The organism is Actinocorallia aurea (assembly GCF_054783995.1).
Window position 1 is genome coordinate 68009 of the sequence record NZ_BAAGPQ010000026.1, and the last position, 12752, is coordinate 80760.

A 12752-nucleotide genomic window follows, 5' to 3' on the forward strand; every position below is an offset into this window, starting at 1 on the left:
CTAGGGCGCGGTGGGCGGCTCGGGCACGGTGAAGTGCTCGTCCCGGAGCTCGAAGGCCCGCCTGGTGCCGTGCTCGGCACGGACCTTGACGAAGTTGAACTCATCGGCGCCGAACTGGAGGTTCGTGCCGTAGGCGTGGAACATGTAGCTCATGACCTCTTCGCCCTGGTAGCCCTGCATCTGCTCGACGAGCCGGAACGCCTCCTTGGCGATCGCGATCCCGTCGGCGGGCATCTTCGCGGCCTTCGCCGCCCAGTAGGCGGCCCGCGCGGGCACGTCGGCGCAGGCGACGGTCTCGGTGAACGCCCCGGGCAGCTCGGTGGCGTCGACCATGTCGCCCGTCAGCAGGAGGCGGCGGGCGAGGACGGGGCCGAGCCGGTAGAAGAAGAGGTGGAGGTTGCCGAGCGCGGGGCCGAGGAAGCGGGTCGCGGGCATGCCGACCTTGGCGTCGGCGGCGATGACAGAGATGTCGGACATGAGGGCGAGTTCGAAGGCACCGCCCAGCGCGTACCCCTGGATCTCCGCCACCGTCACCTTCGGGTAGCCCAGATAGCCGTGGTAGAACGCGAAGGTCTCCCGGTCCACGGCGAGGCGGCGGCGCTGGCTCGGCCGGCGCCGGGCCCGCGGGTCGGCGGCGTCGCCGTACCAGGCGTAGGCGTTGCCCATGTCCGCGCCCGTGCTGAACACCCCGCCCGAGCCGCGCAGATGGACGACCTTGATGGCGTCGTCCTCGGCGAGATCGTCCAGGTACGCGCCCAACTGGCGTCGCATCGCCGGGTCGTAGGCGTTGCGGCGATCCGGGGCGTTGAAGGTGATCCGGGCTATGCCCGCCTTCCCGTCCCGGTCCAGGAGCACCCGGTCGTCGGTCACTGCGCCTCCTTCGGAGGGGGTCGGGATGAGCTGGTCAGGAAGAGCGCGGCAGCCCGAGGCCGCGTTCGGCGATGATCCGCCGCTGCACCTCGCTGGAGCCGCCCCAGATCGGCAGCACGACCGCGTGCCGGAACTCCTCGGCGAACGCGCCGCCCGCGACGGCCCCGGGATCGCCGACCTCGCGCAGCCCCTCGGGGCCGAGCAGGTCGAGCAGCACCGTAGAGAACCGCACCCGGGACTCGGCGTGGAACAGCTTGTGCATCGACGCCTCGACCGTCGGTACGCCGCCGGTAGCCTCGATCCAGCAGGCCCGCCTGCCGAGCAGCTTGGCCACCTCGACGTCGATCGCCAGCCGGGCCAGCCGCTCGCGCGTCACCGGGTCGTCGAGCGCGGCCGAGTGCGCCGCGTCCGGGTCCCGGGCCGCGGCGACGGCGGTCTCCAGGAGCCGGGAGTCGTCGCCGATGCCGCTGCGCTCGAACGTCAGGGCCAGCATGAGGACGTCCCAGCCGCCGTCCACCTCCCCGACGCGCGCGGAGTCGGGCACCCGGACGCCGGTGTAGTGGACGGTGTTGGTGCGCTCGCCGCCGAGCGTCGCGATCGGGCGGATCTCGATGCCGGGGGAGTCCATCGGGACGAGGAACAGGGTGAGGCCCTTGTGCTTGGGCACGTCGGGGTTCGTGCGGGTGAGGAGGAAGACGTAGTGGGCCTCCTCGGCGAGGGTGGTGAACACCTTCTGGCCGTCGATCACCCAGCCGTCGCCGTCGCGGACGGCCCGGGTGCGCGCGCCGGCCACGTCGGACCCGCCGTGCGGCTCGGTGTAGCCGAGGCACAGCAGGATCTCGCCGTTCACCGCGCGCGGCACGATGTCGGCCTTCATCTCCGGCGAGCCCGCAGCGAGGATCGTCCGAGCGACCAGGACGGTCATGCCGAGCCCCTCGGTGGGCGCGTGCCGCCGCTTCAGCTCCTCGCGCATGGCCATCAGCTCCAGCGGGCTGCGCCCCTGGCCGCCGTACTCGCGCGGCCAGCCCGCCGCGATCCACCCGCGGCGGGCCAGCGCGCGGTGCAACTCCCAGTCGTGCATCGAGCCGGTGCGGCGGACGCGGGCGCGGACCTCGGGCGTCAGATGCTCGTCGAGGTAGGCGGCGACCTCGACGCGGAAGGACTCGGCCGCCGCGTCGTCGTCGAAGTTCACGGGCGCTCCCCTTCCCCGGCGGCGCTCACGCGGCCCGCCCGTAGAGCAGGTCGGCGACGCGCTGGTACTCGCCCTGGACCGAGCCCCACACCAGCGGGACGGCCTGCGCGCGCCGGTAGTAGAGCTGGATGTCGTAGTCGAGGCTGAAGCCGTAATCGCCGTGGAAGTGCAGGCTGTCGCCCGCGACGGCGGCGGCCAGTTCGGCCGCGAAGCAGAACGCCATCGCGGTGAGCGCGGCGCCGCGCGGATCGCCGGAGTCGACGGCGCAGGCGGCCTCCCGCACCAGCAGCCTGGCCCCGTCCACGCCGGTCGCGTGGTCGGCGAGGCGGTGCGCGACGGTCTGGAAGGTCGCGACGGGCCGCCCGAACACCTCGCGTTCCCGGACATAGGAGACGCCGAGGTCGAGTGCCCTCGCCGCGACGCCGACGAGCTGGGCGGCGGTGAGCAGCTGCCAGTCGCGCCGGCCGTCCTCGAACAGCGCCCGCCCGCGCTCGCCGCCCGCCAGCGCGGACAGGCCGCGCCCGTGCGGCAGCGAGAGGTCGGCGAGCGGCAGCGACCCGAGGTTGCGCACGGGAGGCGGCGGGACCGTCCGGGCGGCGCGCAGCCGGGACCCGTCGTAGTACAGGACGACGTCGGCCACGGCCCCCGCCGGGACGAGCGGGGCCCGCCCACCGGCGACCGGGTGCAGCACGAGGGTCGCGACGGAGGACGCCGCGCAGGCCCGCGCGAGTTCCGCCGCGTCCGGGCCGCCGCAGCGCGCCAGCAGCCGCGCGGCCGCCAGCGACTCCACGACGGGGGCCGACGCGAGCGCCAGGCCCGCCTCCTCGGCGATCAGGGTGAGCTGGAGCGCCGTCGCCGCCCCGGGCCCGGCCGCCAGCTCCGGGATCCCGATCCCGCGCAGCGCCTTCCACAGGACGGGGTCGAACCCGGAGTCCTCGGCGGCGCGCACCCGCTCCGGCGGCGACTCCCGGACCAGCAGTGCGGCGACCGCCGCGGCGAGATCCGCCTCTTCGGTGCTGAGCGCAAGATCCATGGGACCTCCGGTCGACAGGCCGCGAAGACATCCCCGACGCCGTCGACATTCCCAGCCCCGCCCCGACCTGTCAATGCCTCTTCTCCGATTACGACATAGCGTATTCCGCCGAGCGGTACGCAACGTGCAAGTTTTGCGGAAACAACATTCTCGGCCGCTGCGCGCCGCCCGGTCCCGGGCGTGTGCGGAGGTCAGGGGGAGTCGTGGAGGAGGGTGGTGCGGAGTTCGCGTTTGAGGAGTTTGCCGGTGTCGGTGCGGGGGAGGGCGTCGGCGAACCGGACGCGGCGGGGGCACTTGTAGCGGGCCAGGCGGGAGGCGCACCAGGTGGTGAGCTCTTCGGCGAAGGCGGGGGAGGCGTCGGCGGGGTCGACGGGCTGGACGACGGCGACGGCGATTTCGCCCAGGTCGTCGTCGGGGAGGCCCAGCACCGCGGCGTCCATGACGCGGGGGTGCTCGGCGAGGACGTTCTCGGCCTCCTGCGGGTAGATGTTCACCCCGCCGGAGATGATCATGAAGGAGGCGCGGTCGGTGAGGTAGAGGTAGCCGTCGGCGTCCAGGTGGCCGATGTCGCCGACGCTGCGCCAGCCTTGCGGGCTGGTCGTCTCCGCGTCCTTGGCCGGGTCGTTCAGGTACGAGAAGGACACCACGTTCTCGGCCCAGATGTGGCCTTCCTCCCCGACGGGCAGTTCTCGGCCATCGGGGTCGCAGATGTGCAGCGGGCCGAGCAGGGGGCGGCCCACCGAGCCCTCGTGCGCGAGCCACTCCTCGGGTGAGATGAACGTGAAGCCGGCCCCCTCCGACGACGACCAGTACTCGTGCACGATCGGCCCCCACCACGCGAGCATCGCGTGCTTCACCGCGACCGGGCAGGGCGCGGCGGCGTGCACGACGCCGCGCAGGCTCGCCACGTCGAAGGCGGCCCGCTCGTCCTCGGGCAGCCGCAGCATCCGGACGAACATCGTCGGCACGAACTGCCCGTGCGTCACGCCGTGCCGCTCGATGAGGCCGAGCGCCGCGCGCGGCTCGAACGCCCGCATCAGCACGACCGTCGCGCCGAGCCGCAGCGCCGCCATCGTCCAGATGACCGGGGCCGAGTGGTGCAACGGCGCCGGGCACAGGTAGACCGAGTCGCCGTCCACCCCGATCAGGCCGACCATGAACGTGAACATGTCCTCGGCGGCGGTCGCCGGGGCGGGCCGCAGCGGACGCCTGATTCCCTTGGGGCGGCCCGTCGTCCCCGACGAGTACTGGAGCAGGTCGCCTTCGAGCCCCGTGTCGCCCGCGAAGTGCGGCGCGGCGGCCAGGACGTCGACGTAGGACTCCCAGCCCGGGGCGCTCCCGCCGATCAGGATCCGGTGCTCGATCCCCGGCGCCTGCTCGGCCGTCAGCGTCGCGTGGACGGGCACGCCCGCCGACGCCACGAGCACCCGCGCCCCGGAGTCGGTGAGGATGTGGGCGGCTTCGGCAGTCCCGAGGCTCCGGTTCACCGTGACGAAGTAGAGCGCGGCGAGGCGGCACGCCCAGACGACCTCCAGATACGCCGGAAGGTTCTCGGCGAAGACCGCGACGACGTCCCCGTCGCGCAGGCCGCGCCGGCGCAGCTCCCCGGCCAGCCGCGACGCCCGGTCGGCGAGCCGCCCGTAGGTGACGACGGAACCGTCCTCACCGATGACGGCGGGCTTGTCCGGCTCGCTTCCGGCGCGCGGCAGCGCCCGCACGACGGCCTCGGGCAGCCCGCTCACAGCGTCACCGGGAGATGCTCGACGCCCGCGATGAAGCTCGACGTGATGCGCTTGACCTCACCGTCGATCCGCAGCCCGGGGTAGCGGCGCAGGAGCGCGCCGAGCATCTCGGTGATCTCCAGCTTCGCCAGGCGGGTGCCGAGGCAGAAGTGCGGGCCGGTGCCGAACGCCAGGTGCGGGTTCGGATCGCGCAGGAGGTCGGGCCGGTGCGGGTCGGCGAAGACCTTCGGGTCGCGGTTCGCGGCCGTGTACCAGAGCACGACCTTGTCCCCGGCCCGGATCGCCTGCCCGCCCAGCTCGGCGTCCCGGGTCGCGGTGCGCCGGAACTGCATGACGGGCGAGGTCAGCCGGACGAGCTCGTCGATCGCGGTGGGCGACGGCTCGCCCTCCCGGGCGAGGGACTCCCACAGCCCGTGCTCCTGCAGCGTGATGACGGAGCCGGACAGCGAGTTGCGGGTCGTCTCGTTGCCCGCGATGACGAGCAGGATCCAGAACATGCAGAACTCGTCGTCCGACAGGCGTTCCCCGTCGATCTCGGCGTTGGCGAGCGCGGACATGATGTCGTCGGTCGGGCGCGCGCGCCTGTCGGCGGCGACCTGCTTGCCGTACTCGACGGCCGCGCCGAAGCTCGCGACGGCAGCCGTCGGGTCGCCCGCCAGCTCCGCGTCCTCGAAGCCGATCATCGCGTCCGACCATGCGACGATGAGGTGCCGGTCGGCCTCGGGCATGCCGAGCAGGTCGGCGAGGACGCGCGTCGGAATCTCCTTGGAGACCGCGGTGACGAGGTCGACGGATCCGGCGCCGGCGATCTCGTCGGCGATCGCGTTCGCGTGCCCGCGCACCGCCGCGCGCAGCGCGTTGACGGCACGGGGGGAGAAGGCGGGGGAGATGATCCGGCGCAGCCGGGAGTGGTCCGGCGGGTCCATGTAGAGCATCATCATGCGCAGCCCGGCGAGAGTCAGCTCGTCGGCGTTGAACAGCTGGACGCCGCCCGCGTAGGAGGAGAACACCGCGGGGTGCCGCGACACCTCGTGCACGAGCGCGTGGTCGGTCACCGCCCAGAAGCCGGGCGACGGCGGCGAGGCGAGCCCGCTGGAGGCCTCGCTCGCGCGGAGGCCCACAGGCTTCTCGTCGTTCCACGCGACGGGCGCCTCGGCCCGCAGCACGTCGAACGCCGCGTGCGGGGCGCCCGCCGCGTACGTCGTCGGATCGGACAGGTCGACGCCCGCCAGGTCCGCGACGCGCGGCGCGCCTTCCGGCACGGTCTGCGGCTGCTGGATCTCTTCCATGTCGTGCGCTTCCCTTCGAGACGGCGATACGAGGACCACCCGGCGACCCGGCACACGCGCCGCACCCCACGCCCCGAACCCGTCGTCCGGCACGCGCCCGCGCGGCGGCCACGCCGGCGGCGACGGGCAGGTCGGCGACGTCCTCGGAGACGGATGGAACGACCGAGGGCAAGCCGGTGCCAGGGCCGCTCCGGTTCGGTCGGTTCTCCGGATGGGTGGGGTGGGCCGAGAGCGACGGGCCGACCGGGAGCGGGCCGGGCCCGGTCGGGTGGGGTCGGTCGGCCTTCGGGCTTCACGGAGTTGGGGGTGGGGGCGCGGAAAGCCTGGTGAAAGTGGCTTTTCGGGGTGGAGCGGGGTGGGCGGATGGGGGTGCCGACAGTACACATTTTCTCTGGTGTCCTGTCAAGGAAGCGGCTACCTTGATCGGGTGCGGACACATGGATGGGGCGGCGCGCCCCCGGGAAGCGACGCGGAGGCCGCCGCGCGGATCAGGGAGGCGACGCACCGGTGCGTCGCGGAACTGGGCGGCGCGACGACCATCGCGCACGTCGCGGCGGCGCTCGGCATCAGCAGGCAGACCGTGTACCGGTACTTTCCGAGCACCGAGGCGCTGCTGCTGTCGGCGGCCCTGGACGGCACCCGGCCGTTCCTCGCCCGGCTCGCCCGGCGGCTCCGGCGGGTGACCGACCCCGGTGAGGCCCTGGTCGAGGCGGTCGTGTACACGATCGGGCAGGTCCCGGCCGAGCCCTACCTGCGGCTGCTCCTCGACCCGCAGGTGGGCTCCCGCTCGATGCTGCGCGGTGTCACCTCCGACACCGCACGGGCGATCGGGCACACCCTCCTCGACCACACCGCCGTCGACTGGGCCGCGCGAGGCATCGGCCCGGAGGGGCGCGGCGAGCTCGTCGAGTGGACACTCCGGGTCGTGCAGTCGTTCCTGCTCGATCCGGGAGATCCTGAACGTTCTGGCACGGATCTGCGCGATTTCCTGCGCCGCTGGCTGGCTCCTGCCGTGGCCGCCGCCACCGACGAACGAAAGGCGGCCTCGTGACCGAAGGGGTGAGCGACGGGAGCTCCCTGTTCCGGCGTGACGGCGCCCTCGTCGTCCCGACGGACCTCGCGCGCGGCCCGTGGCGGCCGGACGCGCTGCACGGCGCGGCGGTCGCGGCACTGCTGGCCTGCGGCGTCGACCTGCCCGGGTGGACGCCGGTGCGGATCACGTTCGACCTGCTCGCGCCCGTCCGCGCGGTCCCGATGACGCTGGAGGTGACGCCCGCCGAAGGCGGCCGCCGCGTCGTCCGGCAGACCGTCACGCTGCGCGAAGGCGACAAGCCCGTCGCACGGGCCCAGTGCCTCGCCGTCCGCAAGGCCGCACTCGACCTTCCCGAGGGCGTCTCGGACCACCCCGACCCGTTCGCCGCGGGCCCCGTCCCCGACCTCACCCGGCCCCGCCCGGGCGCCCGCGAGGCAGTGGGCTGGGACTGCTTCGACGGCTCGGCGGTCTCGGTGCGCGGACTGCGCTCGGACGGCCGGGGCTCGGACGGTCTGCGGCCGGGCGAGACCGGCGTGTGGGTGAGCCTCCTCGTCCCGGTCCTCGAAGGGGAGCCGACGCCCGGGATGGCCCGCGCCGCCGTGGCGGCCGACTACGCCTCGGCCGCGACGAGCACCCGGCTGAACTTCGAGCAGTGGAGCTTCATGAACGCCGAATTGAGCCTCCACGTCTCCCGCGAGCCGGTCGGCCCGTGGGTCGGGCTGGTCGGGACGGGGCTCGTCGAGCCGGTCGGCAGCGGCCTCAGCGTCGCGGCGCTCTACGACTCCGTGGGCCGCCTCGGGCAGTCCGCCCAGTCGCTCGTCGTCGAGGCCCGCGGGCGCGTCGGCTGACCGGTTCCGAAAATCGGTACGCAAGCGTACCCGACCGAGAGAAGGGATGACTCACGGCAGAGCGGTGAGGCCGCTAGATCAAGAGGTACCCCGTTTCTCCCGGACGGGTCCCGAGCGAGTAGCATCGGTCTCCGGGCCGGAGGTGCGCGCCTTCGCGCGGCCAGGCGAGCCCGCGACATGCGGGAGGGCTGATGGCGCGGTCGGACGGCGAGGCCGCCGAGGTGATGGAGGGCGCGGACACCACCTGGCAGGAGCGCGCGCTGGAACGCTCGCTGAAGGCGGCGCGGGAGAAGGCGATGTCGCGCAGCAAGCGGTACATCACCACGGCGTCGCAGATGCTCCAGGAGACCGGGCGCACCGACTTCACCGTGCACGAGCTCGTGCAGCGCTCCCGCACCTCGCTGCGATCGTTCTACCAGTACTTCGCCAACAAGGAGGAGCTCCTCCTGGCGCTGCTGGAAGAGACCATCGCCGACTCCGTGGTGCAGTGGCGCGCCGAGGTCGCCGGGCTGGAGGCCCTGGAGGGCCTGCGCGTCCTGGTCCACCGCGTCTACGGCACCACCGGCGCGGACCCCTGGAACCGGCTCAACCGGGTCCTCGCCTCCTACCACGCGGGCCTCGCCCAGCAGGAGCCCGACGCCTACGTCGGCGCGTTCTCGCCGCTGGTCGGCCTGCTGCGCGAGCTGATCGAGCGCGGCGCCGCCGAGGGCGCGCTGCGCCAGGACATCGCGCCCAAGCAGCTTACCGCCGTGTTCGTCGAGCTGGTCGTCGGCGCGACGGTGATGAGCGCCCTCGGCGGCGCGCGCTTCGGCGGCGCCTCCGACCCCGACGCCCTCTGGAGCTTCTGCCGCGCCGGCCTCGTCGCCCCCGCCGTCTGACCCCCAGCGCCCGAGGCCGCACGCCCGAGCTTCAAGGCTCGCCGCCCCGCGTCCCCTGCGTCGCGCCCTCGCTCACGCCTGCGAGCCCCGCGCCCCCGCACTCGGAGGCCGGAGGCTTGACGGCGGTGCGTTTCGGTGCTCCGCGCATCGGTCCTGTTCGGGGGCGTCACGAGGGCCCCGTCCGCGTGCCCGAGCGGCAGCGCGGGGCCGTCCGGGGCCTTCGCCGGGTGTCCACATCCTGACGTGATCGTCCGCCGAGCGCGGGTATTCGGCCGTCCGCCCCGGTGGTAGCTTCCACTTACCGAACTTCGGTACGTTCCCTCTCGGAAAATCGCCAATGGTGTTCTCGCACCGGTGGCTCCAGGCGAGGAGAAGACATGCCGTCAAGCGGCGCAAAGCCTCCGATCTTCGATGCGGACAACCACTTCTACGAGCCGCGCGAGGCGCTCACGAAGTTCCTGCCCCGGCGCGCACGGGGGGTGATCGACTACGTGGACGTGCGCGGCCGCACCAAGATCGCGGTGCGCGGCGTCATCAGCGACTTCATCCCGAACCCGACGTTCGACGTCGTCGCGCGGCCCGGCGCGCAGGAGGAGTACTTCCGCCACGGCAACCCCGACGGCAAGTCGCCCCGCGAGATCATGGGCGAGCCGATGGAGGCGATCCCGGCGTTCCGCGAGCCCGCCCCGCGCCTGAAGGTGATGGACGAGTTCGGCCTCGACCACTGCCTGATGTTCCCGACCCTCGCCAGCCTGGTCGAGGAGCGTCTCAAGGACGACCCCGACCTCACCCATGACGTGGTGCACGCCCTCAACGAGTGGATCCACGAGACCTGGACGTTCGACTACGAGGGCCGCATCTTCGCCGTCCCGGTCGTCACCCTTCCGGTGGTCGACCGCGCGCTGGAGGAGCTCCAGTGGTGCCTGGAGCGGGGCGCCCGAACCGTGTTGGTGCGGCCCGCGCCCGTCCCGGGCTACAAGGGCAGCAGGTCGTTCGGCCTGCCGGAGTTCGACCCGTTCTGGGAGGCCGTCGTCGCGGCGGGGATCCCGGTGTCGATGCACGCCTCCGACAGCGGCTACTCCAGCCACCTCAACGCGTGGGAGCCGGGCCGCGAGTACACCCCGTTCCGTCCGACGGCCTTCCGGACGGCCGCTCTGGGCAAGCGCGCCATCATCGACACGATGCTCGCCCTCACCTGCCACGGCGCGCTGTCCCGCCACCCCGACCTGCGGATCCTGTCGATCGAGAACGGGTCGGAGTGGGTGCCCGAGCTGTACAAGGCCCTCGCGAACGTCTACCGCAAGATGCCCGGCCAGTTCACCGAGGACCCGATCGAGGCGTTCAAGCGCGGCGTCTACGTGAACCCGTTCTGGGAGGACGACATCACGGAGCTGCTCGCGTACGTCTCGGCCGACCGGATCGTGTTCGGCTCGGACTGGCCGCACGCCGAGGGCCTGGCCACCCCGCTCAGCTACGCCGCGAGCCTCGAAGGGCTGCCCGAGGCCGACATCGCCGCGATCATGGGCGGCACCATGGCCGACCTGTTCAAGGTCGGGGCGCGCGCGTGAGCCCCCGCGCCGTCGGAGCTCCACCGGAGAGGGGCCCGGGTGGACCTCGACCCGAGTGAGGAGCAGCAGCAGCTGATCGCCGCGTTCGCCGGCCTGTACGGCGACCTCGCGACGCCGGACGCGGTGCGCGCCGCCGAGCCCGGCGGCCACGACGCGGCGCTGTGGCGGCGGCTCGTCGCGACGGGCGCGGTCGAGATGGCGCTGCCGGAGGAGGCGGGCGGCTTCGGCGCGTCCCTGCTCGATCTGGCGCTGGTCGCCGAGCAGCACGGCAGGCACGTCGCGCCCGCCCCGCTGGTCGAGGCGCAGGTCGCGGCGAGGCTGCTGGCCCGGATCGAGACCCTGCCCGAGGGCGTCGACCTCGCCGACCTCGCGCACGGCCACACGCTCGCGACGCTCGCGGTGCGGCCCGCCGGGCCGGACCGGGCCGCGCTGGTGCCCGCGGGCGCGGTCGCCGACGAGGCCGTGATCCTCTCCGGGGACCGCCTCCTGCTCGTCGCCCTCGACGGCCGCGCCACCCCGGTCCGCAACCTGGGCTGCCTTCCGCTCGCCGACGTCGACCTCACCGGCTGCGCCGCCGAGGCCCGCGCCGCCGAGGCCCGCGACGGTGCGGCCTGCGCCGGTGCGGCCTGCGCCGTCCTCGCCGAAGGGCCCGAGGCGGTCCGCCTGTTCGCCGACGCCGTGGACGAGTGGCGGGTGCTCACTGCCGCGGCCCTGTCCGGCCTCGCCACCCGCGCGCTGGAGATCGGCGTCGCCTACGTCAAGGAGCGCAAGGCGTTCGGCAGGCTCGTGGGCGAGTTCCAGGCCGTCGCGCACCGGCTCGCCGACCGGGCCGCCGAGGTCGACGGCGCCGAACTGCTCGCCCGCGAATCCGCCTGGGCCGCCGAGGCGGATCCGGAACGGGCCGCGGAGCTCGCCGCGATGGCGCTGGCGTTCGCCGCCGAGACGGCCCGCGACGCGAGCCACGAGGCGCTGCACTTCCACGGCGGCTACGGCTTCATGCTCGAATACCGGATCCAGCTCTACTACCGGCGCGCCCGCGCGTGGGCCGCGGTGCTGGAGAGCCCCGCCGAGGGCTACCGGCGCGTCGCGGACCTGTCCGGCGCGGGGAAGGCGGTGCGCTGATGGACTTCCGGCTGGGTGAGAAGAGCGAGCAGCTCCGCGCGGAGGTGCGGGAGTTCCTCGACGAGGTGTTCACCGACGAGATGCGCGCGCGGTGCCGGGCGAGCGGCGTCCAGCACGACCCGGAGTTCTCCGCGGCGGTCCGCGAGCGCGGCTGGCTCGCGCTCGGCTGGCCGAAGGAGCTCGGCGGGCAGGGCCGCGACCCCCTTGAGGTGCTGGCCTACACCGAGGAGACCCGGCGGCGGGACGCCCCGATCTACGGCCTGAGCACGACGATGATGGTCGCCTACGTCATCAGCCTCATGGGCACCGAAGCGCAGAAGGCGGCGCTCCTGCCGAAGGCGTTCGCCGCCGAGATCGTCATCGCGCTCGGTTTCACCGAGCCCGAGAACGGCTCCGACGCCGCCGCGGCGGCCACCAGGGCCGTGCGCGACGGCGACGGCTGGCGGATCACCGGCTCGAAGATGTTCACCACGAACGCGAGCGTCGCCGACTACGTCTTCCTGCTGGCCCGCACGAATCCGGACGCGCCCAAGCACCGGGGCCTCACCACGTTCCTCGTCCCGCTGGACCAGCCGGGCGCGGAGGTCAGGCCGGTCGGCACGCTGTCGGGCGAGCGCACGAACATCACCTACTACACCGACGTGTTCGTGCCCGACGAGCTGCGGATCGGCGAGGTCGACGGCGGCTGGCGCGTCATGACGACGGGTCTGGCCGCCGAGCACACCGCGTCGTTCAGCGGCGAGCAGGACCGGCTGCTGGCCGCGCTCGTCCGCTGGTCCGAGGCGACGACCGACGCCGAAGGGCGGCCGAAGTCGGCGGACCCGGCAGTCCGGGAGCGGATCGGCAGGTCCCGCACCGAGCTGGAGGTGTCGAAGCTGCTGCTGCGCCGCTCCGCGGTGCTGCGCGCGCGCCGCGATCCCGCCCTCGTCGGCAAGGGCTCGATGTCGAAGCTGTTCAGCACCGAGCGGCTGGAGCGCCAGGCCCGCGAGACCCTCGAACTCACCGGCCCGGACGGCCTGCGCTCGACCGGCGACCCGACGGCGATCGAGGACGGCGCGTTCGAGCACATGGTCCGGCACGCCAAAGGCACCACCATCTACGCCGGCACCAGCGAGATCCAGCGGAACATCATCGCCCAGCACGCGCTCGGCCTGCCCCGGTCGAGCTGACCCACCCC

The 12752-nt window shown here is 73.5% G+C and carries 11 protein-coding genes; 6 read left to right on the top strand and 5 right to left on the bottom strand.

What is annotated here, in order from left to right; translation table 11 throughout:
• The 5 genes from ACYVOM_RS29090 to ACYVOM_RS29110 form a co-directional block, all read right to left on the bottom strand.
• The gene (locus tag ACYVOM_RS29090) at positions 1 to 870 is read right to left on the bottom strand and encodes an enoyl-CoA hydratase/isomerase family protein (RefSeq protein WP_460306726.1); all 870 of its coding nucleotides are present in this window, start codon (positions 868 to 870) and stop codon (positions 1 to 3) included.
• Positions 871 to 904: 34 nt separating this feature from the next.
• Positions 905 to 2062, bottom strand: a complete 1158-nt coding sequence (locus tag ACYVOM_RS29095) for an acyl-CoA dehydrogenase family protein (RefSeq protein WP_460306727.1) — start codon at positions 2060 to 2062, stop codon at positions 905 to 907.
• Between the two features lie 25 nt (positions 2063 to 2087).
• On the bottom strand, positions 2088 to 3095 hold the full coding sequence (locus tag ACYVOM_RS29100; protein WP_460306728.1) for an acyl-CoA dehydrogenase family protein: 1008 nt from the start codon (positions 3093 to 3095) through the stop codon (positions 2088 to 2090).
• Positions 3096 to 3286: 191 nt separating this feature from the next.
• A complete protein-coding gene (locus ACYVOM_RS29105; RefSeq protein WP_460306729.1) occupies positions 3287 to 4837 on the bottom strand; it encodes an AMP-binding protein in 1551 nt (516 codons plus the stop codon).
• Complete coding sequence (locus tag ACYVOM_RS29110; RefSeq protein WP_460306730.1) at positions 4834 to 6126, bottom strand: cytochrome P450; 1293 nt, start codon at positions 6124 to 6126, stop codon at positions 4834 to 4836. Before ACYVOM_RS29110 ends, ACYVOM_RS29105 begins: the two co-directional genes overlap by 4 nt.
• A gap of 427 nt (positions 6127 to 6553) precedes the next feature.
• Here ACYVOM_RS29110 and ACYVOM_RS29115 point away from each other — a divergent pair, with 427 nt between their 5' ends.
• The 6 genes from ACYVOM_RS29115 (at position 6554) to ACYVOM_RS29140 (ending at position 12744) form a co-directional block, all read left to right on the top strand.
• Positions 6554 to 7177 (top strand): TetR/AcrR family transcriptional regulator, encoded by a 624-nt coding sequence (locus tag ACYVOM_RS29115; RefSeq protein WP_460306731.1) that lies wholly within the window; start codon positions 6554 to 6556, stop codon positions 7175 to 7177.
• Positions 7174 to 8007 (top strand): acyl-CoA thioesterase domain-containing protein, encoded by an 834-nt coding sequence (locus ACYVOM_RS29120; protein WP_460306732.1) that lies wholly within the window; start codon positions 7174 to 7176, stop codon positions 8005 to 8007. The genes ACYVOM_RS29115 and ACYVOM_RS29120 overlap by 4 nt, the downstream gene beginning before the upstream one ends.
• Before the next feature lie 191 nt (positions 8008 to 8198).
• Complete coding sequence (locus tag ACYVOM_RS29125; RefSeq protein WP_460306733.1) at positions 8199 to 8885, top strand: TetR/AcrR family transcriptional regulator; 687 nt, start codon at positions 8199 to 8201, stop codon at positions 8883 to 8885.
• A gap of 377 nt (positions 8886 to 9262) precedes the next feature.
• Entirely contained in the window at positions 9263 to 10453 is a 1191-nt protein-coding gene (locus tag ACYVOM_RS29130; RefSeq protein ID WP_460306734.1) for an amidohydrolase family protein, read from the top strand.
• A 39-nt stretch (positions 10454 to 10492) separates the two neighbouring features.
• A complete protein-coding gene (locus ACYVOM_RS29135) occupies positions 10493 to 11575 on the top strand; it encodes an acyl-CoA dehydrogenase family protein (protein ID WP_460306735.1) in 1083 nt (360 codons plus the stop codon).
• On the top strand, positions 11575 to 12744 hold the full coding sequence (locus ACYVOM_RS29140) for an acyl-CoA dehydrogenase family protein (RefSeq protein WP_460306736.1): 1170 nt from the start codon (positions 11575 to 11577) through the stop codon (positions 12742 to 12744). Before ACYVOM_RS29135 ends, ACYVOM_RS29140 begins: the two co-directional genes overlap by 1 nt.
• Positions 12745 to 12752 lie beyond the last annotated feature (8 nt).